Consider the following 14,585-nt stretch of genomic DNA (forward strand, 5'->3'; position numbering starts at 1 on the left):
TCACCTGTAACTACAATTAGATGAGGTAAGATCATGGCACTTCAGATTGGCGCCACCGCCCCCGATTTCGAGGCCGAGACCACCGAAGGCAAGATCAAGTTCCACGACTGGATCGGCAGTAGCTGGGCGCTTTTGTTCTCCCATCCCAAGGACTTCACGCCGGTCTGCACCACCGAGCTCGGCACGCTCGCCCGCCTGAAGCCCGAGTTCGATCAGCGCGGCGTCAAGCTGATGGGCCTCTCGGTCGACCCGGTCGACCGTCACGCCAAATGGTCCGAGGACATCAAGGAAACCCAGGGCGCGGCGCCGAACTATCCGATGATCGGCGACATCGACTTCAACGTGTCGAAGCTCTACGACATGCTGCCGGCCGCAACCTCGGGCGATCCCCTCACCCGCACCGCGGCCGACAACCAGACCGTCCGCAACGTCTTCATCATCGGCCCCGACAAGAAGATCAAGTTGGTGCTGGTCTACCCGATGACCACGGGCCGGAACTTCCACGAAATCCTGCGCGTCATCGACTCGCTGCAACTCACCGCCAAGCATCGCGTCGCCACCCCGGCCGACTGGAAGCAGGGCGAAGACGTGATCATCGCGGGCTCGGTCACCAACGACGAGGCCAAGACGATCTATCCGCAGGGCTGGAAGGAACCGAAGCCCTACATCCGTATTGTGCCGCAGCCGAAGTAACGCGCGGGACGAAGGGGTCGAGTGGTAAAGATACAGCCCGTCATCGTCTGGTTCCGCGACGATCTGCGGCTGTCGGATCACCCGGGCCTTTACGAAGCAGCCAGCCGCGGCGCGCCCGTGGTGGGCGTCTATGTCCGCGACGAACAAAGCCGTGCCCTGAAACCACCGGCGTCGCGCCCCCTCGGGGGCGCGACGCGCTGGTGGCTGGCGCAGTCGCTGCGCGCGCTCCGCAGCAGTCTCGAGGCGATCGGCGGAACGCTGGTGTTGCGGACCGGGCCGGCCGCCGCTGTGATCGCCACGCTGGCGCGCGAAATCAATGCCGGCACCGTGTTCTGGAACGGGATTGCGCAGGCGCCGCATCAGGCGGTTGCCGCCGATGTTGAAGCCGCGCTCGCAAGGGACGGCGTGACCTCGGAAATTTTCTCCGGCGATCTCTTGGTCGAGCCCAGGGCGATCCGCAACAAGGAGAACCGCGGCCTGCGCGTGTTCACGCCATTCTGGCGGCGCGTGCAAGGTCTCGGCGATCCGCCAAAGCCGTTGCCAGCGCCGAAGAAGCTCGCATCCATCAGCGGCATCGCGAGCGAAGACCTCGACGACTGGAAGCTCGAGCCGACCCGGCCGGATTGGGCCGGCGGCCTGCGCGAGAGCTGGACGCCGGGCGAAGCCGGCGCACAGGCGCGGCTGAAGGCGTTCCTCGACGACGGCATCAAGGGCTACACCGACGACCGCGACCGGCCTGACCGCGACGGCACCTCGCGCCTATCGCCGCATCTGCGCTTCGGCGAGATCAGCCCGCGCCAGCTCTGGTACGCCGCGCGTTTCACGGCCGCCGAGCATCCGCGCCTCGCCGGCGACATCGACAAGTTCCTGAGCGAGCTCGGCTGGCGCGAATTCTGCCGCCACCTGCTGTTCGACATCCCCGACCTGGCCGAGCGTAATTTGCAGGAGCAGTTCGACGCCTTTCCCTGGAAACGTGACGCGCGCGCATTGAAGGCCTGGCAGCGTGGCCTGACCGGCTACCCGATCGTCGATGCCGGCATGCGCGAGCTCTGGCACACCGGCGTGATGCACAATCGGGTCCGGATGGTGGTCGCCTCGTTCCTGGTGAAGCATCTGCTGATCGACTGGCGTGCCGGCGAACAATGGTTCTGGGACACGCTGGTCGATGCCGATGCCGGCTCCAATCCGGCGAACTGGCAATGGGTCGCCGGCTCCGGCGCCGATGCCGCGCCCTATTTCCGGGTCTTCAACCCGATCCTTCAGGGCGAAAAGTTCGATCCCGACGGCGGCTATGTCCGGCGCTGGGTGCCCGAGCTCGCGCAACTGCCCGACGACCTGATCCACCAGCCCTGGACCGCGACTCCGATCGAGCTCGCCAGCGCCGGCATCGAGCTCGGCAAGACCTATCCGCAGCCGATCGTCGACCACAAGCAGGGCCGCGAACGCGCGCTGGCGGCCTACGCGAAAATCCGCGGCAAGGACTAACTCCGGCGGTTGACCAGCAGCACCGCCGCGGCGCAGGCGGCCATGCCTGCGATCGCGACGGTGTCCAGCTTCTCGTCGAACAGAAGGTAGGCCATCAGCGCGGTCGTTGCCGGCACCAGATAGAACAGGCTCGCGACCGAGGTCGCGGCATGGTGACGGATCAGCCAGTACAGCAGCCCGATCGAGCCGATCGACAACGCGAACACCAGCCAGGCCAGCGCCAGCACGAACTCGCTGGTCCAGTGCACGACATTGGTCTCGAACAGATAGGCGCCGATGCCGAAGAAGATCGTGACCGCGATGTATTGCACCAGGTTGCCGGCACGCCAGTCGATCTGGTTGCAGTAGCGGCGCTGATAGAGCGTCCCGAGCGTGATGCTGACCAGCGAGACGCCGGAGGCAAGCCAGCCCCACCCCGCATCGCCCGTCATCGGTCGGTTGTGCAGGATCAAGACGACGCCGGCGAGCCCGAGCAGCAAGCCGCCCCATTGCAGCGGCGTGACGCGCTCGCCGAGCCAGCGATTGGCGATGGTCGAGGTCAGGATCGGCTGCAAGCCCGGGATCAACGCCGAGAGGCCGGCGGGAATCGAATGCGCGATCGCGATCGCGGTGCCGCCGAGATAGAAGCCGTGCACCAGGATGCCGGCGACCGCGCTGTGGAACACGCCGGTGCGGTCCGGCCATTTCGGCCGTGCCACCGCCGCGATGATCGCCATCACGACCACCACGAACGCCATCCGGATCGACAGATAGGTCAGCGGCTCGGCATTGTTGATGACATACTTGGTGCCGATGAATCCCGTGCTCCACAGCACGACAAAGATCGCCGGCGCCAGACGAGCGGCAGTTTCCTCGAAGCTCTTGTTCATTGCCGGTCGTCATTGCCTGAAGATGAGGCAGCCGGCAATCGCGAATTTCGCGAAGGCCACGCCGATGCCCCACGAACAGTGTCGTCCCGGCGAAGGCCTGGACCCATACGCCGCGACGGATGTTGTCGAAGGGACTCGCCATTCCGACATCACTCACCCATGACCGCCAGTGGTTATGGATCCCTGCTTTCGCCGGGATGAAACTGAGTGTGGGTCGGCAGTCAAATTGAATTCTGAAAAGACGAACCAGCGCGCGCAGCGACGCGTTCGTTCTCCGAACATCGCGTAGATCACGACGATGTGTCGTCAACGATGCCATGCAGCTTTGTCGGATGCGGCATCACGTCTGCGCCGATAGGCTGCGAGACAACTTCGCAGCCGTCGGTCGCGGCGCGTTCCGGTTCGCACCGGAAAATGCCGTCGCCGAATACCGGCGGCCAAAAACACTGCACAAGAAGAACCGGCCACGAGCCGGACAAGAAAAAGAAAAATGGACCAAGTGACATTGGTCGTCGTTCGCGCCGTCGAAGGCGGCGCGACGACGACAAAGGGCATCATCGGTGCAACCGGATTGTCCCGCCTTAAAGTCGAGCGTGCACTAGGCACGCTGGAGAAACAGAAGCTGCTGTTCCGCGAAAGCCAGGGCTCGTGGGCTCTCGGTATTCCGGTGAGACCGACGGTCCGGCAATGCGGATCGTGCACGCTCTGCTGCAAGGTGCTCGAGGTCACCGATCTCGGCAAACCGCTGAACACCGTCTGCAACCACATTCAGGCTGGCGGCGGATGCGAGATCTACAGCGAGCGCCCCCGGCAGTGCCGCTCATTCAGCTGCGCCTGGCTGCAAGGCCATCTCGACGACGACTGGTTTCCCGAGACCGCGGGTATGGTGGCGCATTTCGGACTCGACTCCCTGAATGTGCAGGTCGATCTCGCGGCCGCCGAGCGCTGGCGCCAGGAACCCTATTTCAGCAAGCTCTGCGAATTATCGCTCAAGGGGCTGAGGGTGAGCGAAGGTCACCCCTATGCCACCCTCGTCATGGTCGGCAACGACAAATATTTGCTGCTCGGGAGAACCATCGTGCCCGACCCGACGCTGTTCGGCACCGCCTTCGTGCCGATCACCCACGATAGCTTCCGCTACTGGAAGGCAACGTCGCTCGAGCATCTGCAACGGCTGAACGATCGCGTCATCGAGATCCAGCGCATCCGCCAGGAGTTCGGCTACTGCGCGATCCCTGACGATGACGATCCCTATCCGCCCTACCGGCCGTCGCTGCTGCAACAGCCGGAGCAGCCCGGCGCGGCAGGCGCGCCATGACCTCGCGGAGATTTACCCAGGCAGCCGCCACGCCAACCGCCGCACCGAACGAACCTCAGATCGTCGCCGCGCGTCCGGCGAAGCTGCCGAGCACCGCCATCAGCACGGTCGCGACCGCGCAACAGGCGAGTGCGAGCTCCCAGCCGCCGGTCGCATCATGGGCGAGGCCGGCGAGCGGCGGACCCGCGGCCGCCAGCGAATAGCCGAGGCACTGCGCCATGCCCGACAGCGCGGCAGCCTGATGGCTGTGCGCGGTTCGCAGGCTGACGAATGTCAGGCCGAGAATGAAGGCGGCTCCAGCCCCGAAGCCGAACAGCGCGACCCATAGCATCGCAAGCGACGGAAGCTGCCACAACCCGAGCAGTGCGATGCAGGTGGTTAGCGAGACTGTGATCGCGAGCGCGCGCTGGTCTTTCATCCGCGCGACCATCGGACCCAGGATCAATCCCGGCACCGCGGTCGCCAATTGCGACACGCCGTGCAGCGAGCCTGCCATCGCCGCCGGATAACCTGCCTGCACGAGAATGCCGGGCAGCCATCCGACGATGATGTAGAACACCAGTGAGGTCAGGCCGAGAAAGCCCGTCACCTGCCAGGCGAGCGCCGAGTGCCAGATGGGTCCGCCACGCGGCAGCGAAGCAAGCTCGCCGGCGGGCACCGAGGCCTGTCGAAGCTGGGGAATCCACACCATCAGCGCGGTCAGTGGAAAGACCAGCGTGCTGGCAGCCGAGAATTGCCAGCTCGAGCCGGGCAATTCGGCGAACGGAATCGCCGCAACGGATGCGAGCGCCTGGGCCAATCCCGACGTGATCGCGTAGGCGCCGGTCAGGCTGGCGATGCGGGTCGGGAAGTCCCGTTTCAGCAGGCTCGGAAGCAGGACATTCGCAATGGCAATTCCGGCCCCCAGCGTGCCGGTCCCGAGGAACAGCGCCCAGACCGGCCCGGTCGAACGCAGCGCGATCCCGGCCGCAATGATCAGCAGCGCGCCGAACAGCGACCGCTCCATGCCGTATCGGCGCCCCAGGATGGCCGCGATCGGCGACATCGCCGCGAACGCCAGGAGGGGCAGCGTGGTGATGATCCCTGCCTCGGCTGCGCTGATGCCGCTGCTCTCGCGGATCAAGCCGAGCATGGGCGCGACACCGGTGATCGGCGCACGGATCGCCGAGGCAATCAGCAGGATTCCGCCGAGCAACAGCCCCTGCCCGCCCAGCACGCGCATCGGCGTTATCATCGTCATCGCATGCTCCTGGAGGCCCCTTGCCCGGAATTGGCGTCTCGCCGCATTCGCTTCGCGCGAAAACGCACCGGCCATTCACGGCCGCGAAACTATCGACTCGGCGCCCGCAAGAATTTATATATCTGCTCTATCGATCGCTAAATTCGGTCACAGAATGGGCTTCCAGCTTCGCTATCCCTGGCCGGACCTCGATCCCGATGACGTGGCAGCCCCGGCCATCGCGGTCCGCCTCGACATCACCGAGAACAGGGCCGAGGCGGCCGAACACGCCCACCGGAAGGGTCAGCTGGTCTTTGCACTCGGCGGCGGCGTGATGTGCCGCTTTCCTGACGGGCTGTGGATGGTGCCGCCGCATTGCGGCGTCTGGCTCCCCGGCGGTACGCGCCATACCAATATCGCGACCGCCAACGCGCGGATCCTGTTTGTCTTCGTCGAACCCGGCGCGGCCGAATTGCCCGACCGCTGCTGCACCTTGTCGATCTCGCCATTGCTGCGCGAGCTCATCATCGCGCTTTCGGATCACATGCTGCCGGATCGCGGCAATGCGCCTCTCGTCGCGCAATTGCTGCTGAGCGAGTTGCCGCGCATGCCGATCCAGCGGCTGCATCTGCCGATCTCGACCGAACCGCGCGTGCAGCGGATCGCGGCGGCGCTCGCCGACGATCCGTCCGATCGCAGCACGATGGCTGAATGGGCCGACCGAATGGCGCTCAGCGAGAGCAGCCTCGCGCGTCTGATCCTGCGGGAAACCGGTTTGACATTCGGACGCTGGCGCCAGCAATTGCATCTGATCGTGGCCTTGCGCGAGCTTTCGGCCGGCGCGAGCGTCCAGCAGGTCTCGACCGAACTCGGCTATGAATCGGTCACCGCGTTCATCACGATGTTCAAGAAGGCGCTCGGCAAGCCGCCGGCGAAATATCTCAGCGACATCGTGCAAGGCGGCAGCCCGGCTTTCGCAGCCTGATCAGCGCGGCGCTGGCAGGACGGCATCCCAAGGGCGCTGGGCGGCCGGCGCTCGCAGATGCGTGATCCAGCGTGACCGGATTTTGCCTTCATTTGGGCATCGATCCGGAACAGGCTCTCTCCGAGACATGTCAAAGGCTGCCGCCGCAGGGGGTGTCTGCAATTGACCGATCGATCCCGCGCCGCACAAGACATCGACTTGCGGAATTTCGTCCGGGTCATCTCGGCCTGCACCCTCGGGCTTTGGGCATTCGCGGCCGGCCTGTTGATCGGGGTGTTCTGGTTCTCCTGAGTGGTCGGTGCCTGACGATTGTCAGCGCCTCAAGCCGCCGACGTACCGCGCGCCCTACCCGCCGCTGAGATGGTGAGCAGCCGCGAACAGCGCGAGCCCGGTCAGTACCAGCGCCGACGCCACACCCGCGAGGCTGCGTGCAAGTTCAGCTTTCGAAAGATTGGTTCTGGTCGCCATCATGGCCTCCCGATCCTGCAAGCCGCGACGCCGCCTTGGCGGCCGGGCTAGCGCATGGGGATATTCGCATCATCACGATGAACACATCATGAGCAGCCAACCGACGAAGCGGTCCCCGGTTCCAAATAAAACCGGCCGGCAAAGGATGGCTTCGGACGAAACGCAGCGCCAGCGCCCTACCACTCTTCCGGGCAGGGATCGACGATCTTCCAGAGATCGACCCCGTTCTTGATCTTCTTCATCTCGGTGGTGAGCCCGCCATTGCGGCGGATCCAGTCCTTCACCGTATCGGGGTAATAGGACATCAGGTCGGAGGTGCCCTCGAGGCTGGTGACCTTGATGCCGAAGGTGAAGGCCTTGTCGTAATAGGCCTGGTGGAAGCCGATGCTGGCCTTCGGCGTGACGCAAATCTTGTTCAGTGGCACGATGCCGAACACCAACGTACAGGCCGAATTGCAGATGCCGTCGATGACGACGCGCTCGCGGCGGTCGCGGATCTGCTTGTACTTGGCCTTGTACTCCTCGACATAACCGCCATGGTCGCGCGTGATGTGCAGCACCGCCCGCGCCGGCGTCGCAGCCAGAACCGACAGCAGCAGGGCGACAAGGGGCGTGATGCGCATGGAATGTTCGAAACCGAGGAAAAGGCCGGGTCCGGGCGGACCTGACCGCAGGACTCTGGCCGGACTGTGTTGGCAATCCGTTAAGCATCCGCAAGAAGGCAAAATTTGGCGCGCTGTGACTGATTTCCCGCAGCTTTCCGGCCGGTTTCCAGGTTAAATGTGCCGTAATGAGGATTCTGGAGTGGCCCGGGATGCCGCTCCAGCGTGAATGCCGGAGGCCGCCAATGACCAAGACCAAGCTGTACGCCGCCCTTGCCGTGACCGTGTCGTTGGCCGCTTCGGCCCTCACCCCGGCGGCCGCGGCCGACCTCACCGCCTATCCCCACCACCGGCATCACCACCGCCACCATGCCTATTGGGGCCTGCCCTACCACATCAGCTATCTGCACAATTACGGCCCGGGTCCGACCGCCGGCAGCTTCGCCTATTACGACGGCCCGGCGACCAACAAATGCTACCAGAGTTCGGCCACCTATATCGGCCAGGACCGCCGCCGGCATCCCTGCTTCTGAGGAGTTGCGCGGGCTAGCGCCAATGGCTGGGTCCCGACGGTAGACCCTGCCGAGGTTGCTGGCCCTGCCCGCCCAAGTCTGATAATCGACCCGCAACGCGCTCGTAGCTCAGCTGGATAGAGCATCGGATTTCGATTCCGAGGGTCGGGAGTTCGAATCTCTCCGAGCGCGCCATTGTTCAGACGCCACGGTCGCAGCTGGTGCCGAGAGCCGCGAAACCATTTTCCTCGGCCGGCGAAACCGGGCGGAAACAATTGGCCGGTACGCTCCCCCGAATAATCAAAGAAATTGTGGGGAAGTGTCATGATGGAAGCGACCATTGTCGCGCTGCTGCTGCTCAGCGCCGCGATATTTTTTGCCCACGCCTACGACGCCTTGCACACGCATTGACGGGATCGACATCGTCCGGTCGGCGAGCCTCTGGGCTCGCCCGGGCTGCGAACCGGACTGCTATGCTCACGCGGCCTTCTCCCCGAACCACCGCCGGCACGCCCGACTGAAACTCGTCGCATCGGTGTAGCCGAGCGCCGCCGCCATCTCCTCGCGCGACCGCGTACCGTCCGCGAGCATCGCCCGCGCCCGCTCGCGCAGCACGCTGTCGAGCAGCGGGCGGAACGCGCCGCCGGCTTCCGCCAGCCGCCGCACCAGGGTGCGCTGCGAGGTGCCGATCAAGCGCGCCGCCTCCTCTTCGCCGAGGCGATGCGGCAGGCGCGATGCGATCAGGTTCTCGACGATCCGCGTCAGCGCCTCGGCATCCGAACGCGGCTTCTCGATCGCCTCGAGCGCTTCGATCGCTTTGGCGTGCAATTCCGGATCGGCAAACGGCGATGGCCGCGCGCAGAGCTGCTTCGGCACATCGAAGCGGAAAGCGCCGGCGCTGAACTTCACCGCGCAGGAAAAATGCGGCGCCAAACGCTCCGCGCCCGCGGGCGGAGCCCAGGGAAATTCCAGCGTCGCCTGCCCGATCGCGTCCTCGAGCAATTCGACATAGACCGCGTGCACGTTGAGGCTCACCGCCAGCGCCACGGCGCGCCAGAGCGCGTCGTCCATCGCGACGGCAGGGGAGATCTCGATCTGGATCGAGCGCACGGTCTTGCGCAGCCGGTTGCGAACGAATGGCGCGCGGGTCGATCCGAAACGCGCGCCGGTATTGAGCGCATCCGCGATGGTCGGCGCCGTCCTGGTCGCCACATCGAGCGCGCCCTGCAACGATGTCGACCACACCGCCGCGGCCGACAGCGGCCACAGTTCGCCATGCGCCCGGGTGATGTTGGCGGCCAGCATCACCAGCGACGACACCGGCATGTGCGCGCCGGGCTGGTCGAGCGCATCCTGCTGAATAGCCGTGCCCTTCAGCAGCGCTTCACGCTCGTTCCGTGTCTTGCCGAAGGTTCGCACCAGCGCTCGCGCATAGGCCGCGGACACCGGCGTCCGAAGGGCATCGGTCTCCGATCTCTGCATGTGTCGGCCCCTCCCTCGCACACGTCCGGCTGAGCGGTTGTGGCGCAAAATGCCACAAAATTGGCCTGTTGGGAACTGGCGGCACCGGGCCACCTCGCAGCATGCTCCACACAACAATGGCGAATGCCGACTCGAAGAGATGCCGGAGGGAATGCGATGATCTTCACGGGCACCAATGCCGCTGGCGAAACCGTCACCTACCGTGACGGCAAGCGCTATCTGTGGATGCTGTCGTTCATTCCGCCGCTGATCCCGCTGTTGTCGTACTGGCTGTACCTGCGGACGCACAATCCGCTGGTGACGCTGATCCCCTTCGCCTTCATCTTCATCCTGATCCCGCTGCTCGACGTCGCGTTCGGCGAGGACACCCACAATCCGCCGGCCGAAGTGGTGGCCGCGATGGAGGCCGATCCATACTATCTGCGGCTGGCGCGCTTCAGCGTGGCGTTCCCCTGGATCAACTACATCGCGTTGATCGCCTTCTTCGGCACCCAGGAGCTGCCTTGGTGGTCCTACATCGCACTGCTGCTCGGCGTCGGCACCATCAACGGCGGCACATTGCTGATCGGGCACGAGCTCGGCCACAAGTCGGACCGGCTCAACATCCTGTTCGGCACCCTCGCCAATTGCGCGGTGGGTTACGCCCATTTCCGCATCGAGCATAATCGCGGCCACCACACCTGGGTCGCAACGCCAGAGGATCCGGCCAGCGCACGGTTCGGGGAATCGATCTACGCGTTTGCGCTGCGCGAGTTGCCGGGCGCGTTCAAGCGCGGCTGGCGCAACGAAGCCGAACGGCTGACCCGGCGCGGCGAGCCGGTCTGGTCGGTCAATAACGAAATCCTGCAGGGCTTCGCGCTCACGCTCGTGGTGGCGGCCGGGTTGATCGCGCTGTTCGGCTGGAAGGTCGCGCCGTTCATCGTCGCGCATCATTTCCTCGGCTGGTATGCGCTGACCCAGGCCAACTATGTCGAGCACTACGGCCTGCTGCGCGAGAAACTGCCGAACGGCCGCTACCAGGCGGTCGAGCCGCGGCACTCCTGGAACACCAACCACATCGTCTCGAACCTGATGACGCTGCATTTGCAGCGGCACTCCGACCACCACGCCAACCCGATGCGTCCCTACCAGTCGCTGCGCGATTTCGACGACATCCCGCGGCTGCCGAACGGTTACACCGGCATGTTCGGGCTCGCCGCGATCCCGCCGCTCTGGTTCCGGGTGATGGACCCGAAGGCGCTGGCCTGGGCCGGTGGCGACAAAAGCAAGCTGAACCTCGGCGATCGGGCGGCGGCTTCCTGATCAAGTCCGACCTGAGGTTCAGCTGCTGGGAATCTTCCGCCGCACCGCCTCGACGCCGGCGTCGGTGACGCGATATCGCCGCCCCAGCTCCGGGACGATCCAGCCCTTCTCGATCATTCCGGCAATAGTGCTGGGGCCGACACCCGCGGGAAACGATCGGCGATTCCGGATCGCATCGATCGCGACTCGCTCGAGATGGGTGGCGACGTGCGACGGGCGGGCGCGAAACGCCTTGGCGATCAGCAGGACCGACAGGACCTCGGCGCGGCGGCGCACTGCAGACGCGCTGCGGGTCAGCTCGTTGCTGATCTCGAGCGCATTCTTGCCGGCCTTCGCGAGCTCTCTGAGCTTGTCGTCCTCGTCAGAGCTCCAGCGCCGCACGATTCCCATCTGCCCCTCACCGCCTGGATACCCACCTCGAACCGATGGATACGCAGGCGGCGCCGATTTGCCATGTGACTTTCGGCACCTCTTGCGGTGATGTCGGCGCAGTCGCCGTCACGAGGGCGATGGCGGTGCCGGGCGCTTCGCTCAGTGCTTGCTCGGCTCGAGCGCGATCAGCACGCCGGTCGGCTCGGGCGACATCGGTCTCCCTTCGAAACCGGGAACAAATCGCGGGACGCGATAAAGAGTGACGACTCCAGACTTCACGCGCCAAACCCTGAGCCCGCCGTAGTTAACTATCGCCTGTCAAGGGGCTAGGCGGGCACAGCAACGTGGAGTATTTTTCAAGCTAATTTGGATCGTGGATTTTTTGTAATGGTAGATTCGCTCCCACTGCGTCTCAAGCGGAAGCTTTGGACACATTTCCTCGGAGTCGATAGCTGGGTGGGCCGGACTGGCGACTTCAGGACTCGCGAGCGCCATGGACTAGTTAGCCGCCCTTATTATGTCTACGGCATGCTGCGCGCAGCCGATCATGCAAGATACGTCGGCGCAAGTTCCGTCACCGTGGTCGAGTTCGGCGTCGCCAGCGGCCGTGGACTGCTCAACATGATCGACTGTGCGGAACTGATAACCGCCGAAACAGGCGTCGCGTTCCGGATTGTCGGCTTCGATACAGGGGCAGGCTTGCCGTCGATCGACAGCTACAAGGACCACCCGGAAATATGGAATCCCGGCGATTTTGCCATGGAAGATCGGACATCGCTCGAGAAGAAGATCGGCGGTCGTGCCGAGATCATATGGGGGAATATCGACCAGACGATCGATGGCTTCACCGGGACTCTGGGGCCGCAATCCCCTCTGGGCTTCATCGCAATCGACGTCGATATCTATAGCGCCTCGAAATCAGCGCTCCGATGCCTGACCGGAGATCCAGAGAAATACCTTCCCGCGATGAGCATGTATTTCGACGACGTCAGCTTCTTCTTTGCAAACAAATGGTGCGGCGAGCTCGCGGCAATTGAGGAATTCAATGCCGAGCATGCGATGCGAAAGATCGATCGCGATAGAAGCCTGCCAGGGTTAAGGCCGAAAGCTGCGGCTGCGTGGTATCAGGCAATGTACGTTGGACACGTTCTCGACCACCCTGCCCGCCAGTCGCCGGCCAACAGAAAAGGGCTCACGATTAAAGAACACGCAGCTTTCATGTCAGCGAGCGCTTTGAGCTGAGGAGATACGTTGTGAACAATCCATTTGGACGGTTCGACCGCGAGAAGCTTCGGGAGCAGTTTACGACAGCAAAGCCTGTCCCACATATCGTGATCGATGACTTTATTCCCGCCGACGACGCCAGGGCCGTTGTCGCGGCTTATCCCGATTTCGGATCAGCGCTAGAACTCGGTAAGACCTTCAAAACGGTCAATGAGCGCAAGAAGGTCCAAGTCTCCGACTATAGAAAGTTTACCGGCGCCGTCAGCACCTTGAATACGGCCCTTGCATCATCAGAGTTTCTCGCCGATCTCTCCTATATTACAAACATGCCAAATCTCCTTGCTGACGAGCAGTTGCTCGGCGGCGGCATCCACATCACAGGCCCGGGGGGCAGGCTGGACGTTCATGTTGACTTCAACTTCATCGAGGATAGACAGCTTCACCGGCGATTGAATCTCCTGCTTTATCTCAATGAGCCGTGGCAAAAGGCTTGGGGCGGCCAATTCCAGTTGTGGGACGCTGACGTAGAGCACTGCGAAGCGACATTCGACCCAATATTCAACCGCTGCGTAATCTTTGAAACCAACGAGGTCAGCTACCACGGGGTGATCCCGGTCTCTCCCTCCGCGCCCGCTCCGCGACGATCTTTTGCAACTTACTACTACACCAAGGAGGCCCCGGCACATTGGACTGGTGCTAGCCACAGCACCATCTTCAGAGCCCGACCGGAAGAGAGAATGAAGGGCTTGGTGCTAATGCCGGCAGAGATCGTGAAGAACAACATTGCGGCCGGCGTACGACGTGCAAAGCGTGGCATTAGGAAGCTACTAAAGTCCTGAGGACCAAACGGATTCCGCGTCAGTTTTTCGATATGCTGACGATCGTCAGCGGTATCGGACCGGGTCTTTCGGACGCAGCATTGAAGGTAGTCAGCAAGATACGAAACGAGCAGCTCCCCTCGTAAGCTAGGAGAGCGGCACCTCCTTGTTCGCAATCAGATCGGCAAGTAAATTCCAGTGTCTACACCGAAGAACCAGATTGGCGTCCTCCGCGCGATTGATCTCCTCTTGCGTCATTTGCTCCGGAGGCTTCCCCCGACGTCAGCCGTCGAACATGTTGCTCTCTGGTGGGGCTATCGGTTCCAGCCGTCTCCCTCGATCGTCAAGCTCCGATCGGGTGCGCTGGTGAAAACGACGCACGTGGATCATCTGCAACTACTTCTCTACTACCTCGGAATCTTTGAACCCTCGTGCGTACAGGCTATGAAGAGCCATCTGCGCCCCGGCAGCACGCTTCTCGACGTCGGCGCAAACATCGGGCTCTTCAGTATTGAAGGAGCAACCGCTGTCGGTTCGTCGGGGAACGTCATAGCGATCGAGGCCGCTCCACCGCACGCACAGACGATCCGCGATGCTGCGGCGCTCAACCGTTTGCAGAACATCGAGGTGGTTCCCGCAGCGGTTGGAAGCAGTGAGGGCGCCGCTATCTTGACCCTTCCCGAGAAGGGCAACTATGGCATGTACACTCTCGGTTCTGTTGCAGGAGAGCGGAGCTTTCAGGTTCCGGTCCGCAGAATCGACGATATTGTCGCCGGGCGTCGCGTCGATTTTATCAAGATAGACATCGAAGGGTCGGAGTATCAGGCTCTCCTAGGCGCGGTTCAAACGTTGAAATCGACACCTCCTCTCCTGATCGAACTCAACGAGGCTGCGCTGGTCGGCTGTGGCAGTTCTGCACGTCAAGTCAAGCAGTTGCTCTTCTCATATGGATATCAAGGGCACGTTCTCGGTAGTGCGAAACAAATCACATTAGACGATCTTCATGTTTGCGATGAATGTCTCTTTCTGCCAACGATTGGATGAAGCGCCTGGGATGTCCAGGCGGATTTCTTGATAGCAGTATCGCGCGATAGAGGATCAAGAGGCGGTCGAACGCAGCTCGGCCTTCTCGGCACGATCCGTCTGCCCCTCACCGCCTGGATACCCACCTCGAACCGATGGATACGCAGGCGGCGCCGATTTGCCGTGTGACTTTCTTGCGGTGATGTCGGCGCA

16 protein-coding genes and 1 tRNA gene are annotated in these 14,585 nt (G+C 63.2%); 11 read left to right on the forward strand and 6 right to left on the reverse strand.

Going from position 1 to position 14,585, the window contains the following annotated elements; genetic code table 11:
- The first annotated feature begins 33 nt into the window (after positions 1–33).
- The gene (locus tag B2W55_RS04170; protein ID WP_024578662.1) at positions 34–693 is read left to right on the forward strand and encodes a peroxiredoxin; all 660 of its coding nucleotides are present in this window, start codon (positions 34–36) and stop codon (positions 691–693) included.
- Positions 694–714: 21 nt separating this feature from the next.
- Positions 715–2,178, forward strand: a complete 1,464-nt coding sequence (locus tag B2W55_RS04175) for a cryptochrome/photolyase family protein (protein ID WP_024578661.1) — start codon at positions 715–717, stop codon at positions 2,176–2,178.
- Here B2W55_RS04175 and B2W55_RS04180 read toward each other — a convergent pair.
- Positions 2,175–3,047: a DMT family transporter gene (locus B2W55_RS04180; protein WP_024578660.1), complete on the reverse strand. Its 873-nt coding sequence runs from the start codon at positions 3,045–3,047 to the stop codon at positions 2,175–2,177. The genes B2W55_RS04175 and B2W55_RS04180 overlap by 4 nt on opposite strands.
- 490 nt (positions 3,048–3,537) lie before the next feature.
- On the opposite strand from B2W55_RS04180, the gene B2W55_RS04185 reads away from it, so the two are divergent.
- A complete protein-coding gene (locus B2W55_RS04185; protein WP_024578659.1) occupies positions 3,538–4,365 on the forward strand; it encodes a hypothetical protein in 828 nt (275 codons plus the stop codon).
- Positions 4,366–4,420: 55 nt separating this feature from the next.
- On the opposite strand, the gene B2W55_RS04190 is transcribed toward B2W55_RS04185, so the two are convergent.
- On the reverse strand, positions 4,421–5,605 hold the full coding sequence (locus B2W55_RS04190; RefSeq protein WP_024578658.1) for an MFS transporter: 1,185 nt from the start codon (positions 5,603–5,605) through the stop codon (positions 4,421–4,423).
- 154 nt (positions 5,606–5,759) lie between these two features.
- On the opposite strand from B2W55_RS04190, the gene B2W55_RS04195 reads away from it, so the two are divergent.
- On the forward strand, positions 5,760–6,569 hold the full coding sequence (locus tag B2W55_RS04195) for an AraC family transcriptional regulator (protein ID WP_024578657.1): 810 nt from the start codon (positions 5,760–5,762) through the stop codon (positions 6,567–6,569).
- A gap of 162 nt (positions 6,570–6,731) precedes the next feature.
- On the forward strand, positions 6,732–6,860 hold the full coding sequence (locus B2W55_RS04200) for a hypothetical protein (protein ID WP_256372064.1): 129 nt from the start codon (positions 6,732–6,734) through the stop codon (positions 6,858–6,860).
- 54 nt (positions 6,861–6,914) lie between these two features.
- Here B2W55_RS04200 and B2W55_RS04205 read toward each other — a convergent pair whose 3' ends face one another.
- Both B2W55_RS04205 and B2W55_RS04210 read right to left on the reverse strand, forming a co-directional pair.
- On the reverse strand, positions 6,915–7,037 hold the full coding sequence (locus B2W55_RS04205; RefSeq protein ID WP_256372065.1) for a hypothetical protein: 123 nt from the start codon (positions 7,035–7,037) through the stop codon (positions 6,915–6,917).
- 176 nt (positions 7,038–7,213) lie between these two features.
- Complete coding sequence (locus B2W55_RS04210; protein WP_024578656.1) at positions 7,214–7,660, reverse strand: hypothetical protein; 447 nt, start codon at positions 7,658–7,660, stop codon at positions 7,214–7,216.
- A gap of 224 nt (positions 7,661–7,884) precedes the next feature.
- Here B2W55_RS04210 and B2W55_RS04215 point away from each other — a divergent pair, with 224 nt between their 5' ends.
- Positions 7,885–8,172, forward strand: a complete 288-nt coding sequence (locus B2W55_RS04215) for a hypothetical protein (RefSeq protein WP_024578655.1) — start codon at positions 7,885–7,887, stop codon at positions 8,170–8,172.
- A gap of 97 nt (positions 8,173–8,269) precedes the next feature.
- Positions 8,270–8,346 (forward strand) — tRNA-Arg (locus B2W55_RS04220).
- A gap of 282 nt (positions 8,347–8,628) precedes the next feature.
- Here B2W55_RS04220 and B2W55_RS04225 read toward each other — a convergent pair.
- Entirely contained in the window at positions 8,629–9,633 is a 1,005-nt protein-coding gene (locus B2W55_RS04225) for an AraC family transcriptional regulator (RefSeq protein WP_080891034.1), read from the reverse strand.
- A gap of 156 nt (positions 9,634–9,789) precedes the next feature.
- Here B2W55_RS04225 and B2W55_RS04230 point away from each other — a divergent pair, with 156 nt between their 5' ends.
- Positions 9,790–10,935, forward strand: coding sequence for an alkane 1-monooxygenase (locus tag B2W55_RS04230; RefSeq protein WP_024578653.1), 1,146 nt, complete (start codon positions 9,790–9,792; stop codon positions 10,933–10,935).
- An 18-nt stretch (positions 10,936–10,953) separates the two neighbouring features.
- On the opposite strand, the gene B2W55_RS04235 is transcribed toward B2W55_RS04230, so the two are convergent.
- Entirely contained in the window at positions 10,954–11,325 is a 372-nt protein-coding gene (locus B2W55_RS04235) for a hypothetical protein (RefSeq protein WP_024578652.1), read from the reverse strand.
- Positions 11,326–11,835: 510 nt separating this feature from the next.
- On the opposite strand from B2W55_RS04235, the gene B2W55_RS04240 reads away from it, so the two are divergent.
- From B2W55_RS04240 to B2W55_RS04250, 3 genes are all read left to right on the forward strand, one after another.
- Complete coding sequence (locus tag B2W55_RS04240) at positions 11,836–12,549, forward strand: hypothetical protein (RefSeq protein WP_244442107.1); 714 nt, start codon at positions 11,836–11,838, stop codon at positions 12,547–12,549.
- Positions 12,550–12,560: 11 nt separating this feature from the next.
- Positions 12,561–13,370 (forward strand): 2OG-Fe(II) oxygenase, encoded by an 810-nt coding sequence (locus tag B2W55_RS04245; protein ID WP_024578650.1) that lies wholly within the window; start codon positions 12,561–12,563, stop codon positions 13,368–13,370.
- A gap of 345 nt (positions 13,371–13,715) precedes the next feature.
- Positions 13,716–14,393, forward strand: coding sequence for an FkbM family methyltransferase (locus tag B2W55_RS04250; protein ID WP_145987276.1), 678 nt, complete (start codon positions 13,716–13,718; stop codon positions 14,391–14,393).
- Positions 14,394–14,585 lie beyond the last annotated feature (192 nt).

Origin of the sequence: Bradyrhizobium sp. UBA2491 (genome assembly GCF_002341725.1) — a bacterium.
Lineage (GTDB): Bacteria > Pseudomonadota > Alphaproteobacteria > Rhizobiales > Xanthobacteraceae > Bradyrhizobium.

Excerpts from the sequence above, each read along its gene's own strand:
- B2W55_RS04210 (WP_024578656.1), bottom strand. The coding sequence starts at position 7,660 with ATGCGCATCACGCCCCTTGTCGCCCTGCTGCTGTCGGTTCTGGCTGCG.
- B2W55_RS04190 (WP_024578658.1), bottom strand. The coding sequence starts at position 5,605 with ATGACGATGATAACGCCGATGCGCGTGCTGGGCGGGCAGGGGCTGTTG.
- B2W55_RS04180 (WP_024578660.1), bottom strand. The coding sequence starts at position 3,047 with ATGAACAAGAGCTTCGAGGAAACTGCCGCTCGTCTGGCGCCGGCGATC.
- B2W55_RS04235 (WP_024578652.1), bottom strand. The coding sequence starts at position 11,325 with ATGGGAATCGTGCGGCGCTGGAGCTCTGACGAGGACGACAAGCTCAGA.
- B2W55_RS04205 (WP_256372065.1), bottom strand. The coding sequence starts at position 7,037 with ATGGCGACCAGAACCAATCTTTCGAAAGCTGAACTTGCACGCAGCCTC.
- B2W55_RS04240 (WP_244442107.1), top strand. The coding sequence starts at position 11,836 with ATGCTGCGCGCAGCCGATCATGCAAGATACGTCGGCGCAAGTTCCGTC.
- B2W55_RS04170 (WP_024578662.1), top strand. The coding sequence starts at position 34 with ATGGCACTTCAGATTGGCGCCACCGCCCCCGATTTCGAGGCCGAGACC.
- B2W55_RS04215 (WP_024578655.1), top strand. The coding sequence starts at position 7,885 with ATGACCAAGACCAAGCTGTACGCCGCCCTTGCCGTGACCGTGTCGTTG.
- B2W55_RS04185 (WP_024578659.1), top strand. The coding sequence starts at position 3,538 with ATGGACCAAGTGACATTGGTCGTCGTTCGCGCCGTCGAAGGCGGCGCG.
- B2W55_RS04195 (WP_024578657.1), top strand. The coding sequence starts at position 5,760 with ATGGGCTTCCAGCTTCGCTATCCCTGGCCGGACCTCGATCCCGATGAC.
- B2W55_RS04230 (WP_024578653.1), top strand. The coding sequence starts at position 9,790 with ATGATCTTCACGGGCACCAATGCCGCTGGCGAAACCGTCACCTACCGT.
- B2W55_RS04225 (WP_080891034.1), bottom strand. The coding sequence starts at position 9,633 with ATGCAGAGATCGGAGACCGATGCCCTTCGGACGCCGGTGTCCGCGGCC.